Raw genomic sequence first — 19,920 nt, 5'->3', positions numbered from 1 at the left:
TCTGCTGCGGTTACTTCCTCGCTTTTTTATTATATTGGTTCATAGCCCCGGATATGTCATCTATCACCATAAGTTTCACCGCATTGTCCACATCCGGAAACACATCATCATAAATTTCCAGTTCATTCTTTAAAAAATGGCCCAGCACGTAGTCTGCCAGATCATATCCCTTGGGCTTTTCTCCGACTCCTATTTTTACCCGCGGAAAATCCATGCTTCCCAGATGGCTGATGATGCTCTTGATCCCGTTATGGCCTCCGGCACTGCCCTTTCTCCTGATCCTGAGCTGCCCTACGTCCAGAGAAATATCATCGAATATTACAATAAAGTCTGAAGGCTCCAGTTTGTAAAAGTCCATGATTCCCCGAAGGCTCTCCCCGCTTAAGTTCATAAAGGTCTGCGGCTTTACGAGCAGTACCCTCTGTCCTCCTAAGTATCCGCTTCCGATGAGCGCCTTATGCTTTCTTGAAGAAATTTCTATCTGGTTTTTCCCGGCAATATAATCAATGGCTTCAAAGCCGATGTTGTGTCTGGTCCGTTCATACTGTCTTCCGGGATTGCCCAGTCCGACGATTACTTTCATTTTGCTGCTCCTTTGTCCTGATTCCTTTTCTTTTCAAATAAGTCTGGAACCAGTATAACAAAAGATTATAAATTTTGAAAGAAGTCTCTTGTTTTCATCACCTTCTGCATCATATGGTCAAATCCTTCCGGTGTCAGTGACTGAGGGCCGTCGCAGAGTGCCTTGGCCGGATTGTTGTGTACCTCTACCATCAGGCCGTCGGCGCCCGCCGCAATGGCGGCAAGGGCCATAGGCTCTACCATGAAACGGATGCCTGTGGCGTGAGAAGGATCTACGATAACCGGGAGATGGGATTTCTTCTTGATCATCGGAATGGCGGACAGATCCAGCGTATTTCTCACCGCGGTCTCGTAAGTCCTGATCCCCCGCTCACACAAGATCACGTTCTCATTCCCGCCTGCCATGATGTACTCGGCGCTCATAAGCCACTCGTCAATGGTACAGGCCATTCCTCTCTTTAAAAGAATTGGTTTATCTATCTTGCCAAGTTCTTTTAACAGTTCAAAGTTCTGCATATTTCTGGTTCCCACCTGGATCAGGTCCACACCCTCAAACAGAGGAAGATGGCTGGCATCCATGATCTCTGTCACCACGGGAAGACCCGTGGCTTTTTTAGCCTCCAGCAGAAGCCTGAGCCCCTCATCGTGGAGCCCCTGGAAAGCGTAAGGTGATGTCCTCGGCTTAAATGCCCCTCCGCGCAGAAGACCTGCTCCTGCTTCTTTTACCTTCTGTGCCACTTCTGTCATCTGCTCTTTCGTCTCAATGGAGCACGGACCGGCGATCACCTGAAACTCTCCTCCGCCTATCTTTACTCCCGCGATATCCACAGCCGTGTCATTCGGATGGAACTTCCTGTTTGCCTTCTTGTATGGTTCCTGAATCCGCTGCACGGTCTCCACAATATCATTTGCCATCACATGGTCGACATCGACCTTGGATGTGTCCCCGATCAGCCCTAAAAGCTGGGTGTTGATCCCTGCAGATTCATGAATGGCAAAGCCCTGGGATACCATCTCCTGCTTTAATTCTTCCACCTGCTGTTTTTCTGCGTCATTCTTTAAAATAATAATCATTGTACTTTTCCTCCTTGAAAATTAAATAGATTTTTGCCTGCGAACAGGAAAGGTTATAACCTTTTCTGTGAAATAAAAAGGACCTGTATTCCACTACAAGAATACAGGTCCTAAAAATGATCTTTACCGATGGATCTTTCTACCGGATTTCAGGAGATGATTCATTGTAGCGCAAAAAGCCGGGATTAAAATAATAACCCCAGAAATAAAATGAAAAACCATATGTATTTGTCATTTTACCTTTTGCTGACATGATAATCTCCGAATATTGCTGCTTTCGTTCTGAATTAATAACTTTTATCTATCAAACCAATAGCTTATGCCTATTAATTTACACGATTGTCTCGTTCTTGTCAAGTTAAATCGTCCTGTACTGCCACTTGCCTTTTATGTACCGGATCAGGAAAAGCACGGCCCGCACCGCCCAGTCCAGTGTCATTGCGACCCATACTCCAAACACTCCCCATCCAAGCCATTTCCCGAGGACAAAGCTGAAAAAGATTCGAAAGATCCACATAGAAATGATTGCGGTGACCATCGTGTACTTTACATCATTGGAAGCCCTGAGAGTATTGGGCAGAGTAAAGGAAACAGGCCAGATCGTCACACAGCACAGTGTGTGGTACAGCAAGATCTTTCTTGTAATGGCCGCGGTCTCCGGCGACAGATGATATGCCCGGATGATCACAGGAAGCATGGCAACAATAAACAGGTTAAACACGATCAGGGAAGCGTAGGCGATCTTTAACAGTTTCTTTGTATAATACCGGGCTGCCTCATAATCATTGGCACCTACACATCTGGATACAACAGTCAGCACCGCAAGCCCTACTGCCATTCCCGGGATGATCTCAAACATAGCCACCATGTTGCTGACTGCATTGGCCGTGATCGATGCAGTCCCAAACCCGGCAACCAGGCTTAAAACAAGAATCTTTCCAAGCTGAAACATGCTGTTTTCCACCCCGTTGGGGACACCGATCTTCAATATTCTGCCGACCAAAAAACCTTTGAACTTGAAATTAAAATTTCTGCTGATATGGACTGCCTGATTCCTGTTTTTCAAAAGCACAAGGATCACTGCCGCAGCGATTACCCGGGATGCCAGCGTAGGAATCGCCGCTCCTTCCACGCCCATTCCCACACCGTAGATCAGGACAGCGTTGCCTATGATATTGACAGCATTCATAAAGAGTGACATCTGCATGGCTGTCTTGGAATTCCCCATAGTCCTGAACAAGGCCGCACATCCGTTGTAAACTGCCAGAAACGGAATCGACGCCGTCACGATCAGAAGATAAACTTCCGCGCTGTGCATAACTGCCGGTTCAATGGCCCCGAAAACTCCGTGGAGGATAAAGCCTCTCATTGCATAAATGCCGGCCATGATCACCGCAGCCAGGGCTGAAATAAATAAGATCAGCTGGTCTGCGGTCTTGCAGGCCATCACGTGCTTTTTCTGGCCCAGATACTGGCCTGCCACCACGGCTCCCCCGGTGGCCAGAGCCGAAAACATGTTGATGAGCAGAATCATGATGCTGTCCACCAGAGACACCCCTGAGACCGCCGCCTCTCCCACGCTGGAGATCATAATGGAGTCGGCAAGACCCACGGTTACCGTCAGAAGCTGTTCGATGATCAGCGGAATGATCAGCTTTTTCAAATCTTTATTGGTAAATAATTCCTTTCTTTTTTCCATTCCCTATTTCTTTTCTCCGTTTTTTCTGTCGATGCTGTCGACCATGTAAGCGATTGCCTGATCGCCCGTAATATTGCAGGCCGTCCCAAAGCTGTCCTGGGAAAAATGAAGAGAAATGATCAGCTGGCTCATCGGGTCTGTAAAATGAAGCATAGATTTGATGAGGCCGAGAGCCGCCATGACTCCGCCTCCCGGAACTCCCGGAGCCGCCACCATGGTAATACCCAGCATAAAAATAAACGGAAGAAACATGGACAATGTCGGCGTCAGTCCGTTGGCGAGCATAATACCCATGGAACCGATTACCAGACAGATCGTGTCTCCGGAGAGATGGATTGTCGCACATAATGGAATGACAAAGTCTGCAATATCTTCTGACACACCGCTGTCCTTACTGCTTTCAAGGTTTACCGGGATCGTCGATGCGGAAGACTGTGTACCCAGTGCCGTAAAATACGCCGGCGCAATGCCTCTTAAATTCTTAAACTTGTTCTCTTTCGTAAACAGTGTGGATATCAAAAACTGAAATGCAATGTAAAGCCACTGAAAGATCAGGATCATCACATACAGTTTAACAAACATCTTTATGGTCGGAAGCAGTTTCCCTTCGGCTGCTATTTTACTGAACAGCCCTGCCACGTAAAACGGGATCATCGGTATGATAATCTTGTTTAATGTCTTGGTGATGATCTCCTGAAGATCCTTTAAACAAAGCAGCAGCGTATCATTTTTACTGTTTGCGATTCCAAGTCCTAAAAGGAACGCCAGGATCAGAGCCGTCATAACTCCGAACACCGGGTCAGCCTGAATCGCAAAGATGGCTTCAAAAGACCTGGTCTGGATCTCGCTGCCGGTGATCCGCTGAATCAGGTAAGGAAGAAGTGCCTTTCCCGCAAAAAATGCACTGATCCCTGCGATCACCGTAGATGCGTATGCGAGCAGCAGAGTCACCCCAAACAGCTTATTGGCCTTCTTCCCCAGGTCGGCCAGTCCTGCGGCCACAAAAGAAAGAATCAGCAGCGGAATAATAAAATTTAAAAATGTACTGAACAATGTAGTAAAAGTAACAAAAAGACGGATTACGCCTTTAAAGATAAACGTATCCCCGACGCCGAATATATCTCCGGCAGAGCCGATCAGCATACCCGCTGTGATACCGATCAGCAGCCGGATCAGCAGGCCTAATTTTTTCTTCTTCATATAAAATAATTCTCCCTATTTTTCTCTGTTCTGAACGGCAGAAAACAGTCTGCCCCACAAAATACTATTATACGACGTGAAAAAAAAGATAACAAGGGGCAACAGGATTTTCAAAAGGACAAAGTGGTCAAGACCACCTCATCTCCCCAACCTCTCATTCTTTGAGGGGCTTGATAACTTTGCGTGCCAGATACGATTTGACGCAGTCAAATAATTTCCTTATGCATCTGTGTACAGCTCGCAGAGCGTTTTTATTTCATAGGGAAGGTCGTAGAACTTTCCTATGAAATGAAAAAACACCAGACTTTCGTCTGATGCTTTCAGCAGTCGGGGCAACAGGATTTGAACCTGCGACCTCGTAGTCCCGAACCACGCGCTCTACCAAGCTGAGCCATGCCCCGCTTTTGCTATTATATTACGTCTGGCCCCAAAATGGAAGAGGAAATTTCATTTTTTTTTAAAATTATTGTATATTTTTCTGTACTTTATTTGTCAGTCTTCAATAAAGCTTGAAAAACAGCGCCCGACATTGGCTTTACAAAATAATATCCCTGGATTTCATCACATTTCAGTTTCCTCAAAAATTTGTACTGCTCCTCTGTCTCGACCTCCTCCGCCGTGAGACGGATACCCAGACCTCTCGACAGATCAATAATGCTCCTTACGATCTTCTCTCCTTTGCTCTCCCCGATATCGTCCACAAACTTTTATCAAGCTTCAGCACATCGATCGGCATGGTGCCAAGCATCGTCATGGAAAAGTAGCCCGTTCCAAAGTCATCCATAAGCACAGAAAAACCGATGCTGTGAAGTTCATCTATAATATTTCTCAGCAGCACCTCAGCCTCTGACATGACGCTTTCCGTAATCTCCAGCGGGACCAGCTCCGGAGAAATTTCATATTCTCTGAGAATATCCTGATATTTTTTAATAAACGAACTATAAAAAGCACAATCTTTATTTTCAGATGCTGAGCTCTGCAAGCTTTTTCTCTGTTTGTTTCCTGCTTTTAAATACGATTCCTTCGTATCCATATAGTTTTGCCGCGGTAATATTTTCCTCCATATCACCGATAAAGACAGGCTCTTCCGGATGCATAAGAATATTCTTCGGTCATCTTGTGAATGCGCTCATAGAGCAGGTCAATCTGCTCTTTATATTCCGGCGCCAGCGAATAAAATGCTTCTCCTTCAAAACCCAGCCTCAAAAATAATCTCTCCTACCCAAAATCTGCAAGAACATTTCTTATATCAAATATCACATTTTTAATCATCCGTTCCTCCCACTATGTATTCAGAAAAAAATCTCAGGCTCAGCCCTCTTTGTATACTGTTCTTCCAATTCTGTCTTATGGTACAGATACCCTTCATCCTCATAATATTTTGCATGTCTCGGGCATTTCTTGATACAGGCCCCGCATTTAATGCAGATCCCGTCCACTGTCCCAACATCTTCACGCCTTATAGAACCCATGGGGCAGACTTTTGCACAGATTCCGCAGCCGTCACAGTCCCCGGAGGTTAAGGGCTTTACTTTTCTGATATCAATGAATTTTCCTTTTCTGTCTCTGGGCCGGTAATAGCCTCTGTATGGCTTCCGGATCCCTTTTACGTATACCGGACGGCTGTAATCTTCTTTTTCAGTCCTCTTCAAACGTTCGCAGAGCCCGAATGCAAACTCCCTTATAAGGCTCACATCCCTGTTATCCGGCCGCCCTCTGCCCAAGGTATCCGAAAAAGAGTGTTCGCCCACGAAAGCTGCTGCTGCCACAGTATGAAACCTGTTCTGCTCTAAAAGATCCCGAAGCTCGATCAGGGCATCGTCATAGTTTCTGTTGCCGTAAACCGTGACCGGCACCGCACAGGCATGATTTCCCTTGATATACTCTTTCAGAAAGTCAAGCAGAACATTTGGCACTCTCCCCGCATATACCGGCGTCCCGAAGATCACAAGATCCCGGGGTCCAAAAACAAGAAGATCCTTTCTTGAAGCAGGCAGCGTAAAGTCATATTCACAGTACTCTGCACGCAGTGTTCGGGCCGCCTCCCCGGCTAAAACCGTCACAATTTTCTTCGTTGTATCTGTAGCGCTGAAATAAACTGCCCAGACTCTTTCAATTTCCATCGGCTAATCCTCCTTTCATCTATTATATCAACTGCCCGCAGTGTTTGCCATTGAAAGAAAAAAAATACTCGGACCAGATTGACTGACCGAATTAATCGTGGGATACTTATGATGACATTTTCCACATGATTTCCCGTTCGGCTCTTAGAATGCCTCACTCCAATCATGCAGAAAATGGACGTAATATCAACTGGATAGGTATCCATCAGACAAGTATCTTTATCCAACGAAAGTATTTTAACGCTATTGGAGGAACGCATTTCAAAGCGTGACGGAAATAGTGGTAAAAAACTCATATTTTGAAAGGTGATAGAACATATGAAGACTTCAGATGATTTAAGATCGCTGTTAGAGCGTATCGACCATAAAGGCTATCCTGCCTATAAAGACACCAGGGGGAGTTACCGGTTCGGCGGCTATACCCTGCATATTGACCATGTACAGGGAGATCCCTTTGCCTCTCCCTCCAAAGTAAGCCTCAGCATCCCCGGCATAAAAGCCGGATTCCCTTTAGAACTGTTTGACCAGCCCCATAAGCGGACCGCACTTCAGGACTATCTGACCCGCGTTTTCGGAAAGAAACTGGAATCCTATAATTTTAAGGCAAAGGGTTCAGGCAAGAGCGGCCTGATTTCTGTCAGTAGATGCGGGCAGGAGATTTTAGAGCGGACCGCCCTGTCCATCCATCCCGAGTCCGGTGATATCTCTGTCCATTTTGAGATCGGATTTCCTGCCAGGGGCCGGACCATCGCCGCATTTGAACTGATCAAAATCCTGTTTGACTTTCTTCCCGACTGTGTATTGTCTTCCTTCTATTATAAGAAGCTTAACGTAGGCGCCGTCGAAGATGTGATCAGTCTTGCTGAAGATCAAAAATATATTCGTGACCAGCTTCCGAAGCTGAATCTCTGTGCTTTTGTAGCAGATGGTTCTGTCCTCCCAAGGGAGAGCGGGGTATCTCCGCGTCCGATGAGGCAGGCTGTGGCTTTCCATTCGCCGGACTCCCTGAAAGTCACATTAAATCTTCCTCATCACGGTCCCCTCTCCGGCATGGGAATACCAAAAGGCATTACCTTGATCGTAGGCGGGGGCTATCATGGAAAATCAACACTGCTGAAAGCATTGGAATTAGGTGTTTACAACCATATAAGAAATGACGGCCGTGAATATGTCATCACCGATGACACGGCGGTAAAACTCCGCGCAGAGGACGGGCGCAGCATAAAAAACACAGATATTTCCCTGTTTATCAATAATCTTCCAAACGGAAAAGATACGGTTTCTTTCTCCACTGAAGACGCCAGCGGCAGCACCTCCCAGGCGGCCAATGTGATCGAGAGTATGGAGGCCGGAACTTCTCTTTTCCTCATCGATGAAGACACCAGCGCCACCAACTTTATGATTCGTGACGAACTGATGCAGAGAGTGGTCCACAGGGATCATGAGCCTATTACTCCGTTTATTGAACGGGTCCGGGGACTGTATGAAGACCACGGTATTTCTTCCGTCATTGTGGCAGGAAGCTCCGGGGCTTATTTCCAGGTTGCCGACCACATTTTACAGATGGACCGCTATGTGCCGAGGGAGATCACAGACTTTGCAAAAGAGGAGTCCAAAGCCTTTCCGCCGGTAACAATTCCGAAAGAAAAGCCGGACAGCCCTTCTTTTCACCGTGTTGTAAACCCCAGCCGTCCGTCCCTGAAAAACAGCCGGAACAAATTAAAAACCCTCGGAAAAGACGCATTCCAGATCAACAAAGAGACTGTGGACCTGCGGTATGCAGAACAGATCTGTGACTCTGAGCAGACAACAGCTCTCGCCTATGCTCTGCTTTATGCCCAGCTGCATCTGATCGACGGCAGAAAAGACCTGCGCCAAATCGCAGAGGAACTTTTAGCGCTCATCGACGCCAAAGGGCTTGCGGCGATACTGGACAGCGGATATGTGAGATCTAATCTGGCAATGCCGAGACGGCAGGAGATCCATGCGGCGTTCAACCGCTGCAGAAAGCTTTAGACATATTTATGAAGTGCTTGACATAGGAAGCTGAGACCTTTATAGTTATCTTATCAACGAAAAGAAAGGGTGAGTACAATGATATTCGGAAAATTATGTATTGATGAAAGCTCCATACAATTTGATGATTCAAAACATTGTACGGAGCCAAGATTATGAAGAAGTATGCCAAACACTGATGGAGACATCAGGTTTTGTTTGTATGTTTTTCACAGCTGGAAATAAATCATACCTGGGCAGCGGACAATGTTTTGTCTGCTGCCTTTTGTATTTTTTATTTATATGAACAGAGGGCACACCCTTTTAATGATGCCCTCTGCTTTTTTGAAAGGAACATGAAAATGAAAGAAAAACAAAACCTGACCAAAGGAAACATTACAAAAAATCTGGTCCTGTTCGCACTCCCTCTCCTGTCAGCTAATCTGCTGCAATCATTTTACAGCATCGCAGATATGCTGGTGGTCGGAAGGACCGTCGGAAAAGCCGGGCTTGCCGCTGTAAGCAACGCCTCCATGCTCTGTTTTATTATTAATTCTTTCTGCCTGGGAATCACCATGGGCGGGACTGTACTGATCGCCCAATTTAAAGGAGCCGGCGACATAAAAGGCCAGGCGGAAACAACCGGAACGCTTTTTTCAGTTACCTTTATCGCTTCGCTTTTTATAACCATACTTGGACTTCTATTCTGCAGACCGCTTTTTATTTTATTAAAAATTCCTGCCGATGCAATGCAGGATGCCTGTGCATACATGGAAATCATCTGCTGGGGAACTGTTTTTGTATTTGGGTATCATTCCGTTTGCTCGGTTATGAAGGGGCTCGGAGATTCAAAGAGTCCGCTTTACTTTGTCGCGGTGGCTGCTGCCGTTAATATCATACTGGATCTGCTTTTAGTCTCTTATCTGGGAATCGGAACGAGAGGAGCGGCTTACGCGACAGTTTTTTCCCAGGGTATTTCACTTGTAACCGCAGTCATTCATCTGAAACGCAGGAACTTTGTCTTTGATTTTAAAATCAGAAACTTTGCGGTCAAAGCCGATAAGCTGGCAGTCATTATGAAAATTGGTCTGCCGGCGGCCGGCCAGATGATCATCGTCAATATTTCTTATCTATTGATTACAGGTATGCTCAACAATTTCGGTACAGCCGCCGCAGCGGCATCCGGTGTCGGGCTGAAAATCAATACTTTTGCAGGCATGCCGTGCTGGGCTGTGGGGCAGGCAGTCACAGCCATGGCCGGTCAAAATATAGGTGCAAATGATATCCGGCGCGTGAAAAAAACAACCCTGACCGGTCTCCGTCTCAATGTCATGGTGACGCTGTTCTCTGTTCTGATCGTCCAGATCTTTGCTGAGCCCATCATTATGCTGTTTGACCCCTCGAGTCCGGAGGTCCTGAAAAGCGGGATTTTGTACCTCCGAATATGCTGTGGTGCAAACAGTCTGGTCTATGCAGTTATGTATACGTTTGATTCCTTCGCAATCGGTATAGGTTCTTCCCATATTGCCATGGTAAATGCAGTTTTAGATGCCGTCATCGTACGCCTGCCCCTGAGCTGGCTGTTTGCATTTCCTCTTAAACTGGGATTCCCCGGAATCTATCTGGGGCAGGCTCTGTCATCCCTGCTGCCTGCCATCGCCGGTTTTTGCTATTTTAAAAGCAAGAAATGGGAACAAAAAGAATCGGCTGCACAGCAGGGATGAAAAGAACAAAGTGGGCAAGCCCACTTCAACGCCCCAACCCCTCACTCACTCTTTGAGGGGCTTGACAACTTTGCGTGCCAGATGCAATTTGCCGCAGGCAAATAATTTCCTTACGCATCTGTGCACAACCCGCGGAGCGTTTTTATTTCATAGGGAAGGTCGTAGAACTTTCCTATGAAATGAAATAAAAAACATCCGGGATGGCAGCAAATCAACTGTTCCCGGATATTTCTTTTTTTACATTTTTCTTTCAAACACTTTATAAGAGATTACATAAGTGAGCAGGAAGATCCACATAAGTATTCCTACGACACTGATCAAGACCGGATACCACAGACCTCCGATCAGACAGATGAGATAAAGTGCCATGATCAGTCCGGTGGAGGCAAATCTGTATGCCTTCTTTCCAATCTCCTGATTTCTCTCGTCGGTATTGCTGAGCCGCATTTCTTTCAGCTTTTTCGGATTTTTCAATATGAGCTGAAACCGTATCCAAAGGACCACGGCTGCTGTCATGATTCCTGACCCCACTCCTGCATACGTGGATATCATATGTTCATTGATCTTATTTACTCCTGACTGCCCTCCCATATTCTTCATCATTCCTGGCATTGCCTGCACAAAATAATCCTAACATAAGTTTTCCTCCTCCTGATCAAATATAAAAATATCCTCGATCGTTACTCCAAAAAACTGCGCAATCTTGTGGGCCAGCACCAGCGAGGCTTTGTACCTGCCGTTTTCCAGAGAGATAATGGTCTGCCGGGTCACCCCTACGGATTCGGCCAGCTCCATCTGTGTCACCTTTTGATCCTTTCTCAATTCCTGAATTCTTGTTTTCATATGCACACCCTTTTTTGTATAGTTTGCTTTACAATATTAGTATAGTTCGCTTTACATTTAATGTCAAGCATATTTTACATTCCTCTGTTTACATGCTTTCTGTCCTGTGTTAGAATCTTTACTATCACTGATATTTACTATGAGAATGGAGTCTTATATTATGGATACTTATAAAAAATTCATCAAATATTACGGTCCTTACAAGGCTGTTTTCTTTTTTGATCTGCTCTGCGCGGCCTTCATCAGCATCGTAGATCTGGCATACCCGCAGATACTCCGAACCCTTACAAATACACTGTTTTTAAAGGAATCTTCCGTGATCCTTAAAAATATCTTTGTTATCGGAGGAATTCTGCTGATCTTCTATATCCTCCAGGCATTATGCAAGTATTATGTAAGCTGCCAGGGGCATATCATGGGTGCCCAGATGGAAAGGGATATGCGCAGGGAACTGTTTGAACACTATGAAAATCTCTCATTTTCCTATTATGACCAGAACAACACAGGACAGATGATGAGCCGCTTAGTGTCCGACTTATTTGATATTTCCGAATTTGCGCACCACGGTCCGGAAAACCTGTTCATCTCCGTGGTAAAGATCATCGGATCGTTTATTTTTCTTTTTATCATCCAGTGGAAACTGGCATTGATCCTGTCTGCGGTAGTGCTGATGATGATCCTCTTTTCGGCCCGCCAGAATAAACGGATGCAGGCCACCTTCCTGGATAACCGGAAAAAGATCGGTAACATCAACGCAACCCTTCAGGATTCTCTGGCCGGCATCAGGATCGTACAGTCCTTTGCCAATGAAGATATTGAACGGGAAAAGTTTCATCAGGGGAATGAAGGCTTCCTCATGTCCAAGCGGGATAACTACAAAGCCATGGGAACCTTCCAGGGCGGCAATACGTTCTTTCAGGGTATCATGTATCTGGTAACTCTCGTGGCGGGAGGCTGCTTCATCGCCGCCGGTCAGATGACTCCCGGAGATCTGGCAATGTATGCCCTGTACATCGGTATTTTTATCAGCCCGATCCAGATCCTCGTAGAGCTCACTGAAATGATGCAGAAAGGACTGTCCGGTTTCCGGTGTTTTCTGGATATTATTGAGACAGAGCCTGAGATCGTCGATCTGCCGGGCGCAGAACCTATCGCCGATCCGGACGGCAATATCGCCTATAAGGATGTCAGCTTTGGCTATGAAGACAACGAAGTGGTTCTGGACCATGTTTCATTTGAGATTGAGTCGGGAAAGTCCGTGGCCCTGGTGGGACCGTCCGGAGGAGGAAAAACTACGATCTGTTCCCTTCTCCCAAGGTTTTATAACGTAAGCGGCGGCACCGTTTCCATCGGAGGCCAGGATATACGAAGAATGACTCTTCAGAGCCTGAGAAATTCCATCGGCATCGTCCAGCAGGACGTTTACCTGTTCGGAGGGACCGTCCGGGATAATATTGCATACGGAAAACCGGAGGCCTCTATGGAGGAGATCATCGAGGCAGCCAAAAAAGCTAACATCCACGGCTTTATTGCGGAACTCCCCGACGGTTATGACACCTTTGTGGGAGAGCGGGGTACCCGGCTTTCCGGCGGGCAGAAACAGCGGATCTCTATTGCCCGTGTGTTTTTAAAGAATCCTCCAATCCTGATTCTCGATGAGGCAACAAGTGCATTAGATAATGAAAGTGAACGCCACATTCAAAAAAGTCTGGAAGAGCTGTCCAAAAACAGGACGACGATCACCATCGCCCACCGGCTTTCTACGATTAAACATGCCGATGAGATCCTCGTCATAGATGACCATACCATCCAGGAACGCGGTTCCCACAGAGAGCTGTTAAAACAGGACGGAATGTACGCAAAATATTACAAAATGCAGTTTGAGGGATTGGAAACCTTTGAAATCTAAAACAATGGGGCCGCACGCATCAAACGTTCGGTCCCATTTTATATATCCACATGACAATGAATTGCTATCTCACGACATATTTAAGCTCCGGCAGCGCTTTCATACTGTACAATGAATATATCTGCCCCGGCGCACTGTTCAATCACTTCATCCTCTGTCATCTTTTTATTTTACACATATCATCACTCTAAAATGGCACCTGTGCTGCCTGATGTGACACTCCTGGCATACCTTTTCAGGTATCCGTTTTTTAATTTCTGCTGTCTTGGCATCCACCTGCTTTTTCTGTTTTTGATCTCATTTTCATCCACCAGCAGCCGGATTTTATGATCGGGGATATTAATTTCAATAAGGTCCCCGTCTTCCACCAGGGCGATGGGTCCTCCTACGGCCGCCTCCGGCGAAACATGGCCGATGGCCGCTCCTCTTGTGGCGCCTGAGAATCTGCCGTCCGTGATCAGTGCCACGCTGTCTCCCAGACCGCTGCCCATGATGGCAGATGTAGGATTCAGCATCTCCCACATGCCCGGTCCCCCTTTTGGGCCCTCATAACGGATGACCACCACATCTCCGGATTCGATCCTGCCGGCATAGATTGCTTCGAGGGCTGCTTCCTCACCGTCAAAGACTCTTGCCCTTCCTCTGTGGCTGAGCATCTCTTCTGCCACCGCAGACCGTTTCACCACACATCCTTCCGGCGCCAGATTTCCCTTCAGCACAGCAATTCCGCCGGTCCTGCTGTAAGGCTCCTCTGCCGGCCGGATAACTGTCTTATCCCTGATTTCTTTTCCTTTGATATTCTCAGCTACTGTCTTTAAAGTACATGTAGGCAGATCATCACCTGCCGTTTCTTTTGCCTGTATAAATTCAAACTACAAATTTTCTATATTTAATTCCTTCATAGCATGCAGGATATGAATTCTCATAGCGCTCCTGGCCCCCTCCGCATTTCTGGCTTCCAGAAACTCCATGATCAGCTGATGATCCTTTAAGGTATCCTGTACCGCCATCTCTTTCTGTCTGGACAGCGTGACTCCCTCTCCGATCCCCTGATAGATCACAGGCATCAGCTGATTCATAAATTCATTGTGGGTTGCCTTTGCAATGGACCTGTGGAACATCTGCTCATCTTTTGTCCGGTCTTCCTCCCTGCGGACCTTCTCTTCCACCCGGCGTCCAAATGCGAGAATACGGTCAAGTTCTTTATCACTTGCCCTAAGCGCCGCATAGTAGGCAGCCTCCGGTTCAAAGATCAGCCTCATCTCATAGAGTTCCCTTACATTTACCTTAACATCTTTCAGAGGCGTGAGCAGCTTCACATCATCCGTGTCAATATCCTGTTTCACAAATGTCCCCCGGCCCCTTTGAATCTCCAGAATACCGTTGGCGACCAAGGCCCGGACCGCTTCCCGCAGCGTCGTCCTGCTGATCTCCATCTCCTGTGAGAGTTCATTTTCATTGGGCAGTTTATCACCGGGCAAAAACCGTTTCTCAACCGTGATCATTGCAAGAATTTCCTCTGCCGCACTGTCTGAAAGCCTTTTTTCTCCCATATTTTTCTCCTTTTCCGTCTCAGGCACATTTTATCCACAATTCTATCTCAGGAATTTTTCCGCTATCAACACTTGGGACAATACCTTCCACACCTGTTCATATCCCTCTCTGCTGAGATGAACACCATCCACCGTATAAGAAAGCGGCAGTTCTCCATCCTCCCCGATCAATTCCCGGTAAACATCCACATATGGAATTTCTTTTTCCCCGCAAAGTCTCTCAATTTCTGAATTAACAGCCTGTATCTCTTCGTTTGACTTCCCTTCTGACCAGAAAGGAAGCGCATTTCCTGTCTTTTTTGTATACATAGGGTACAGTGATTCGATACAAATCCTTGTCCCCGGAAGTTTCTCCAAAATCCGCTCTGCCGTCCTCAACAGCTGACCGGCTACCACCTCTGCGCCCCGGTAAAAAGGAAGCAGATAATCATTGGCCCCGCCCTGCATTAGAACTAAATCCGGTTTCAGCGAAACCACATCCATCTCTGCCCTGGCAGCCATCTCCGGCACTGTATTGCCCTCTTCACCTCTGTTATAAACCTGCGCCTCCACATCTTGAAACAATTCCATAGGAAAGTAGTCGGTGAGAGAGTCACCGAACAATACGAGGACCTTTTCTTTACTCATCGATTCCTACGTATTCATATACTTTATCTATGAATACTTCTCCATCCAAATGATCGATCTCATGGCAGAAACACTTTGCCATCTCACCTTCCACCGTATAAGATACTTCATGTCCGTGTTCATCCAGCGCTTCTACCGTCACTTTGGCCGGGCGAATAGTTTTACCGAAACGGTTTGGAAAACTCAAACAGCCTTCCACACACTCCTGTGACCCGCTGCTCTCAACGATTATAGGATTTACCAGTTTTAAATAATACCCTTCATAGTCAATGACGATCATTCTCCTGAGAATACCGGCCTGGTTCGCAGCCAGTGCCGCCCCGTTCTCTGCACTGTGCAGAGTATCCATGAGATCTTCAAGCTGCTGCCTTGCCTTGTCATCCACCTCAGGCACCGTCTTACACTTCTTCTTTAATATCGGATCATTTCCGGTACGGATCTTTCTGACAGCCATTTCATCTCCTCCTTCAGTTCTCTGTCTTTCTTATTCTTCATACTTTTTAATACTCTCAAGAAACTTCTCCCCGTATTTTTCAAGCTTAAACTGTCCCACTCCGCTTATATTAAGCATCTCATCCAGAGTCTGCGGCCTTGCCTCACTCATGCCTGCCAGCGTCTTATCCGAAAATACCATATACGGCGGTATCTTCTCCTCCTTTGCGATCTCCATACGAAGCTTTCTGAGTTCCTCGAACAGACCCAGATCTTTTTCTTCCAGAGCAGAAGCGGCTCCGGCCTTCTTTTTCCTGGCTTTCGGCGCCTGTTTTTCTTCTCTCTTCGGAACTTTTATGACAAGTTTTTCACCGCTCAAAAGTTCTTCGGACCGGTCTGTCAGTTCCAATACCGGATAGTCGTCATTGCTCAGATTCAGAAATCCCTGCATCATCATCTCATTCATCAGCTGTTTCAGACTCGGAACTGTCATTCCGGCCAATGCCTTATATTCCGGGTTATCCTCCAGGCCCCTCTGACGAATCTTTTGATTGTCTGCCCCTCTCAGGACATCCACAATCAGATTGATTCCGAAATTTCTATGACAGCTTTCGATACATCTGACAACCGCCGCTGCCTGTTCTGTCACATCCGAAAGGTCAAACTCTTCTAAACAATTGCTGCAGTTCTGGCATTCCGTGCCGCTGTCTTCTCCGAAATAATCAAGGATATAATGCCGCAGACAGCCGCTGGACGCACAGTAAAAAGTCATCTGTTTCAGCCGTTCCAGATCCTTTCCCATCACGATCCTGCGGGTCTCCTCATCCAGTTCCTGATTATCCTCTCCATGTTCAATCAAAAAACGATTGGTCCTCTGATCGGCGGCTCCAAAATACAGGATACATTCTGCAGGCTCCCCGTCTCGTCCTGCCCTTCCGGCTTCCTGATAATAGCTTTCCATATTCTTCGGCATATTATAATGAATGACAAAACGCACATCCGGTTTATCAATACCCATGCCGAACGCATTGGTTGCCACCATGATCTGTCTCCGGTCATAAATAAAGTCATCCTGATTCTCACGCCGTTCTGTATCCGACAGTCCCGCATGGTATCTGGTCACCGAAAATCCTGCTTCTCTGAGCTGATAACATACTTCTTCCACACTTTTTCTGGAAAGGCAGTACACAATGCCGCTGCTTCCCGGCATTTTTTCTTCTTTCTCTCTTAAATAGGATTCTAATTCCCGGTATTTATCTCTGGGCTTCTTAACTCCAAAGAACAGATTTGCCCGGTCAAATCCTGTTGTCACGACCAGCGGGTCTCTCAGATTTAGGATATCCAGGACATCCTCTTTTACCTCCACAGTGGCCGTAGCCGTATACGCCCCTAAAACCGGACGCCTCGGCAGCTTCTCCAAAAAGGAGAGAATCTTTAAATAGCTGGGACGGAAATCCTGTCCCCACTGAGATACACAGTGTGCTTCATCCACAGCCAAAAAAGAAATATCCACGCCGGGCGAAAGAGCAAACCGTAAAAATCCCTCTGTCTCCAGCCGCTCCGGAGCCACGTATATGATCTTATACCTGCCTTCCCGTGCCAGATCCAGGGCTTTTCTATACTGTCCCATGCTCAATGAACTGTTCAGAAAAGCTGCATGTATCCCGGCCTGATTCAATGCTCCCACCTGATCCTTCATCAGAGAGATCAAAGGTGAAACAACCAGCGTAATCCCGGGCATCATCAGGGCAGGGATCTGAAAGCAGAGAGACTTCCCGGCGCCCGTGGGCATGATCCCAAGAACATCCCGCCCCTCTAAGACCGCGTCGATTAAAGGCTTCTGGCCTTCCCGGAAGTCATCAAATCCGAAATATTGTTTCAGTAATCCGCGTGCATCCTCCATATGTAACCTTTCATTCTGTAGTCGTTTTTAACTCCGTATACTTTAAATTCTTTCCTTTTACTTTATCCACGGGATACTTCTCTCCGTTTTTTTCAATTTTAGCAAGGAGAGAATCTTTCAAATCAAATTCATACATCTGAGAAAAGCGGAGAAGGAAGAAAAACACATCCGCAAGTTCTTCCGATATGCGTTCCCGTGCTGTATCCCGATCCATCATCTCCCCCATCTGCTCCTCTGATTTGAACCGGAACAGATCCAGAAGCTCATTGGACTCGGTTGACAACCCGATGGCCAGATCCTTTGGCCCGTGAAACTGATCCCAGTCTCTGTCCTCACAAAACTTTTGTACCTCTTTTGTTAAATATTCTAAAGTGTCCATATACCTTCTCCATCAACATCTGGTTTTCATGAATACTGCTATTATATAACAATTTCCCCGGGTGTGGTATACCCTTCTTTAATTTTTTAGAAATATTTTACATTTTTGGTTTTAGGAATGCTCCTTACAGGACATCTCACTTACTTCCAGCTTAAAAGTACACACTGCGTCAAACATTTCCTCTGAAAACTCCCACTCTTCTTTCCCGGTGTTTTGATACATAATAGCCAAAAGTGCCTTTCTTTTTTCATTCGTATCTTCCACAAATGATACATTTCCGCTTCCTACAACACTCTGAAACCGGGCGGAATAGCCGCAGGCTTTTGTACTCTCATTCAGCTTATAATTTGTATCCAGTTCAAACCCTGCACAGGGATTTTTGGAGATCAATTCAATTTTTCTGCCCTCACCTGCACTGTGGAAATAAAAAGTCCTCTTTTCGCCATCCTCACAGTATCCAAAACTTAAAGGCACGATATAGACGCTTTCTCCATCCGCAAATCCCAGCCTGCAGCAGCTGCACGCCGAAATAATTGCCCTGATCTTTGCAGGATCTGTGATTTCCCTGTCTTTTCTTCTCATGATCCAGTCCCCCGTAAAATACTTATTTTAAAATCCTTCTGGACAGTTCCTTTACTGAAAGTCCATTTTCTTTGATCTGTTTTCTCCATCCCATCTGGCCAGCCAGCTTATACATGATTCTCGGTATCCCCGGAGAAACAAACCGGTCTTCGGCTTTCCGCCCGGTGCTGATACTGCACGCCATCTCTTTCAGCGCAGCGGAGAAATCTTTCTTGATTCCTTTTCCTTCCGGTATATCAGAAAGCATGGGGATCATTCCTCCACCGCCGATGCCAAGGCCCTGTCCCCATGAGAGACCTGCTTTCTTACACCAGCACTTCATAATGTTTAGGGCAATATGATTTTGATATCCTTCGTAAAATCCACAGTTTACAATCGCATAGACCATCCTGTCAGCCTCAGTTTCCTGAAATAATTTTTCCATTTGCCGCAGCACAGCCGTCAGATGAGAAGGTATACTGTCCACATAAAGAGGAAACGCAAACACAAGACACTCACTGTCCATGACTGCTGCTTTCATTTCTTCAGTTAATTCCGGCTTTCGCACGGAGATCTCTTTGATATCCAGCCCCTTCAGCAAGTTTTTTAATTCCTTTAAAATCACTCCGGAACTGCTTCCAGAAGGCTTGGGACTTCCGTTGATACATACGATCTTCATGTTACCTTCCTCCTAACTCATCCGGTGTTTTCACAAACCGTATTCCTTCCACCTGTGCATACAAATTGACTGCGTTGGCCTTAACAAGCTCCTCTGCGGTCCACTTCTCATCTTCTGATATACACTCTCCGTAAAATCCCACTTTTAATTTTAATATTTTCTCGTATCTCTGCCTGTGGTGCATTTCGCCATTCTTAATCTCAAAATACGGATGCAGATAAGGGATACTCCGGTCCAGCACATTTTTCACAAAAGGACTGTAGCCTCCGTAACAGCACCGGCTGATAATCTCAGCCTCCTCACACCGGGCAAGCAGCTCTCCCATGTCACCATACCGGTCTCTTATAATACATTTGCCCGGAGTCCTGATCCAGCATCCGAAACAGCCGATACAATTACGGATTTCCCCTTTATTTCCTATCAGGACCACATCTTCATCCGGTTCAGAAAATAAATTTTTGACTTCTTCTTCGTTCAGATCGTGAATTATTAATTTCATGTTTCCCCCTTTCATAATAATCTCCATTCCGCCGCCAAGTCGGCGGCACAAATAGTAATGAAAGTCTTTCACTTTTCCACATTGCTGATAAAATAGTTTTTAAAGAAGCTATACTACAAAGCACGGTGAGGTAAGTCG

General features: G+C 46.3%; 19 protein-coding genes, 1 tRNA gene and 2 pseudogenes. 3 read left to right on the top strand and 19 right to left on the bottom strand.

The annotated features are described in order from the left end of the window. Positions 1-10: 10 nt before the first annotated feature. The 8 genes and pseudogenes from pth to CI597_RS10865 form a co-directional block, all read right to left on the bottom strand. On the bottom strand, positions 11-583 hold the full coding sequence (pth, locus tag CI597_RS10910) for an aminoacyl-tRNA hydrolase (RefSeq protein ID WP_024728768.1): 573 nt from the start codon (positions 581-583) through the stop codon (positions 11-13). A gap of 65 nt (positions 584-648) precedes the next feature. After that, the gene (gene aroF / locus CI597_RS10905) at positions 649-1,656 is read right to left on the bottom strand and encodes a 3-deoxy-7-phosphoheptulonate synthase (protein ID WP_024728769.1); all 1,008 of its coding nucleotides are present in this window, start codon (positions 1,654-1,656) and stop codon (positions 649-651) included. Positions 1,657-2,014: 358 nt separating this feature from the next. Then, positions 2,015-3,355, bottom strand: a complete 1,341-nt coding sequence (locus tag CI597_RS10900) for an MATE family efflux transporter (protein ID WP_024728770.1) — start codon at positions 3,353-3,355, stop codon at positions 2,015-2,017. A 3-nt stretch (positions 3,356-3,358) separates the two neighbouring features. Beyond that, positions 3,359-4,555, bottom strand: a complete 1,197-nt coding sequence (locus tag CI597_RS10895; RefSeq protein WP_024728771.1) for a dicarboxylate/amino acid:cation symporter — start codon at positions 4,553-4,555, stop codon at positions 3,359-3,361. Positions 4,556-4,882: 327 nt separating this feature from the next. After that, a tRNA-Pro gene (locus CI597_RS10885) sits at positions 4,883-4,956 on the bottom strand. A gap of 84 nt (positions 4,957-5,040) precedes the next feature. Further along, a pseudogene (locus CI597_RS18575) lies at positions 5,041-5,588 on the bottom strand (EAL domain-containing protein). A gap of 32 nt (positions 5,589-5,620) precedes the next feature. Beyond that, positions 5,621-5,761 carry a hypothetical protein gene (locus CI597_RS18570; RefSeq protein WP_235824606.1) on the bottom strand — a complete coding sequence of 47 codons (141 nt, stop codon included), beginning with the start codon at positions 5,759-5,761 and terminating at the stop codon, positions 5,621-5,623. Between the two features lie 86 nt (positions 5,762-5,847). Further along, a complete protein-coding gene (locus CI597_RS10865; protein ID WP_024728773.1) occupies positions 5,848-6,678 on the bottom strand; it encodes a 4Fe-4S binding protein in 831 nt (276 codons plus the stop codon). A gap of 318 nt (positions 6,679-6,996) precedes the next feature. On the opposite strand from CI597_RS10865, the gene CI597_RS10860 reads away from it, so the two are divergent. Then, the gene (locus tag CI597_RS10860; protein ID WP_024728774.1) at positions 6,997-8,694 is read left to right on the top strand and encodes an ABC-ATPase domain-containing protein; all 1,698 of its coding nucleotides are present in this window, start codon (positions 6,997-6,999) and stop codon (positions 8,692-8,694) included. A 341-nt stretch (positions 8,695-9,035) separates the two neighbouring features. After that, on the top strand, positions 9,036-10,397 hold the full coding sequence (locus CI597_RS10855) for an MATE family efflux transporter (RefSeq protein ID WP_024728775.1): 1,362 nt from the start codon (positions 9,036-9,038) through the stop codon (positions 10,395-10,397). A gap of 237 nt (positions 10,398-10,634) precedes the next feature. Here the strand turns inward: CI597_RS10855 and CI597_RS10850 are convergent, their stop codons facing one another. Beyond that, a complete protein-coding gene (locus CI597_RS10850) occupies positions 10,635-11,009 on the bottom strand; it encodes a hypothetical protein (RefSeq protein WP_369882347.1) in 375 nt (124 codons plus the stop codon). An 18-nt stretch (positions 11,010-11,027) separates the two neighbouring features. Next, complete coding sequence (locus CI597_RS10845; RefSeq protein ID WP_024728776.1) at positions 11,028-11,240, bottom strand: helix-turn-helix transcriptional regulator; 213 nt, start codon at positions 11,238-11,240, stop codon at positions 11,028-11,030. Between the two features lie 160 nt (positions 11,241-11,400). Between CI597_RS10845 and CI597_RS10840 the strand changes: the two genes are divergently transcribed. Continuing rightward, a complete protein-coding gene (locus CI597_RS10840) occupies positions 11,401-13,149 on the top strand; it encodes an ABC transporter ATP-binding protein (RefSeq protein ID WP_024728777.1) in 1,749 nt (582 codons plus the stop codon). Positions 13,150-13,331: 182 nt separating this feature from the next. On the opposite strand, the pseudogene CI597_RS10835 reads toward CI597_RS10840, so the two are convergent. The 9 genes and pseudogenes from CI597_RS10835 to CI597_RS10795 all read right to left on the bottom strand — a co-directional run. Then, positions 13,332-13,985 (bottom strand): annotated as a pseudogene (locus tag CI597_RS10835) (dihydroxy-acid dehydratase); the annotation flags it as partial. A 36-nt stretch (positions 13,986-14,021) separates the two neighbouring features. Continuing rightward, positions 14,022-14,702, bottom strand: a complete 681-nt coding sequence (locus tag CI597_RS10830) for a FadR/GntR family transcriptional regulator (RefSeq protein ID WP_024728779.1) — start codon at positions 14,700-14,702, stop codon at positions 14,022-14,024. A 42-nt stretch (positions 14,703-14,744) separates the two neighbouring features. Further along, entirely contained in the window at positions 14,745-15,329 is a 585-nt protein-coding gene (locus tag CI597_RS10825; protein WP_024728780.1) for a GDSL-type esterase/lipase family protein, read from the bottom strand. Continuing rightward, positions 15,322-15,783, bottom strand: a complete 462-nt coding sequence (def, locus tag CI597_RS10820) for a peptide deformylase (RefSeq protein ID WP_024728781.1) — start codon at positions 15,781-15,783, stop codon at positions 15,322-15,324. Before def ends, CI597_RS10825 begins: the two co-directional genes overlap by 8 nt. Before the next feature lie 30 nt (positions 15,784-15,813). Further along, complete coding sequence (recQ, locus tag CI597_RS10815) at positions 15,814-17,664, bottom strand: DNA helicase RecQ (RefSeq protein ID WP_024728782.1); 1,851 nt, start codon at positions 17,662-17,664, stop codon at positions 15,814-15,816. 10 nt (positions 17,665-17,674) lie between these two features. Further along, positions 17,675-18,043, bottom strand: coding sequence for a nucleotide pyrophosphohydrolase (locus tag CI597_RS10810; RefSeq protein WP_006567666.1), 369 nt, complete (start codon positions 18,041-18,043; stop codon positions 17,675-17,677). A 111-nt stretch (positions 18,044-18,154) separates the two neighbouring features. Further along, complete coding sequence (locus CI597_RS10805) at positions 18,155-18,625, bottom strand: pyridoxamine 5'-phosphate oxidase family protein (RefSeq protein ID WP_006567667.1); 471 nt, start codon at positions 18,623-18,625, stop codon at positions 18,155-18,157. Between the two features lie 22 nt (positions 18,626-18,647). After that, complete coding sequence (locus CI597_RS10800) at positions 18,648-19,283, bottom strand: NAD(P)H-dependent oxidoreductase (protein ID WP_024728783.1); 636 nt, start codon at positions 19,281-19,283, stop codon at positions 18,648-18,650. Between the two features lies 1 nt (position 19,284). Beyond that, a complete protein-coding gene (locus CI597_RS10795; RefSeq protein ID WP_024728784.1) occupies positions 19,285-19,782 on the bottom strand; it encodes a hypothetical protein in 498 nt (165 codons plus the stop codon). Positions 19,783-19,920: the final 138 nt, after the last annotated feature.

This window comes from Anaerostipes hominis (ex Lee et al. 2021) (assembly GCF_002270485.1).
Classification (GTDB): domain Bacteria; phylum Bacillota; class Clostridia; order Lachnospirales; family Lachnospiraceae; genus Anaerostipes; species Anaerostipes hominis.
Note: the sequence above shows the minus strand (reverse complement) of the source record. Positions and strands in the feature narration are given on the sequence as shown.

Excerpts from the sequence above, each read along its gene's own strand:
- pth (WP_024728768.1), bottom strand. The coding sequence starts at position 583 with ATGAAAGTAATCGTCGGACTGGGCAATCCCGGAAGACAGTATGAACGG.
- aroF (WP_024728769.1), bottom strand. The coding sequence starts at position 1,656 with ATGATTATTATTTTAAAGAATGACGCAGAAAAACAGCAGGTGGAAGAA.
- CI597_RS10900 (WP_024728770.1), bottom strand. The coding sequence starts at position 3,355 with ATGGAAAAAAGAAAGGAATTATTTACCAATAAAGATTTGAAAAAGCTG.
- CI597_RS10895 (WP_024728771.1), bottom strand. The coding sequence starts at position 4,555 with ATGAAGAAGAAAAAATTAGGCCTGCTGATCCGGCTGCTGATCGGTATC.
- CI597_RS10865 (WP_024728773.1), bottom strand. The coding sequence starts at position 6,678 with ATGGAAATTGAAAGAGTCTGGGCAGTTTATTTCAGCGCTACAGATACA.
- CI597_RS10860 (WP_024728774.1), top strand. The coding sequence starts at position 6,997 with ATGAAGACTTCAGATGATTTAAGATCGCTGTTAGAGCGTATCGACCAT.
- CI597_RS10855 (WP_024728775.1), top strand. The coding sequence starts at position 9,036 with ATGAAAGAAAAACAAAACCTGACCAAAGGAAACATTACAAAAAATCTG.
- CI597_RS10850 (WP_369882347.1), bottom strand. The coding sequence starts at position 11,009 with ATGCCAGGAATGATGAAGAATATGGGAGGGCAGTCAGGAGTAAATAAG.
- CI597_RS10845 (WP_024728776.1), bottom strand. The coding sequence starts at position 11,240 with ATGAAAACAAGAATTCAGGAATTGAGAAAGGATCAAAAGGTGACACAG.
- CI597_RS10840 (WP_024728777.1), top strand. The coding sequence starts at position 11,401 with ATGGATACTTATAAAAAATTCATCAAATATTACGGTCCTTACAAGGCT.
- CI597_RS10830 (WP_024728779.1), bottom strand. The coding sequence starts at position 14,702 with ATGGGAGAAAAAAGGCTTTCAGACAGTGCGGCAGAGGAAATTCTTGCA.
- CI597_RS10825 (WP_024728780.1), bottom strand. The coding sequence starts at position 15,329 with ATGAGTAAAGAAAAGGTCCTCGTATTGTTCGGTGACTCTCTCACCGAC.
- def (WP_024728781.1), bottom strand. The coding sequence starts at position 15,783 with ATGGCTGTCAGAAAGATCCGTACCGGAAATGATCCGATATTAAAGAAG.
- recQ (WP_024728782.1), bottom strand. The coding sequence starts at position 17,664 with ATGGAGGATGCACGCGGATTACTGAAACAATATTTCGGATTTGATGAC.
- CI597_RS10810 (WP_006567666.1), bottom strand. The coding sequence starts at position 18,043 with ATGGACACTTTAGAATATTTAACAAAAGAGGTACAAAAGTTTTGTGAG.
- CI597_RS10805 (WP_006567667.1), bottom strand. The coding sequence starts at position 18,625 with ATGAGAAGAAAAGACAGGGAAATCACAGATCCTGCAAAGATCAGGGCA.
- CI597_RS10800 (WP_024728783.1), bottom strand. The coding sequence starts at position 19,283 with ATGAAGATCGTATGTATCAACGGAAGTCCCAAGCCTTCTGGAAGCAGT.
- CI597_RS10795 (WP_024728784.1), bottom strand. The coding sequence starts at position 19,782 with ATGAAATTAATAATTCACGATCTGAACGAAGAAGAAGTCAAAAATTTA.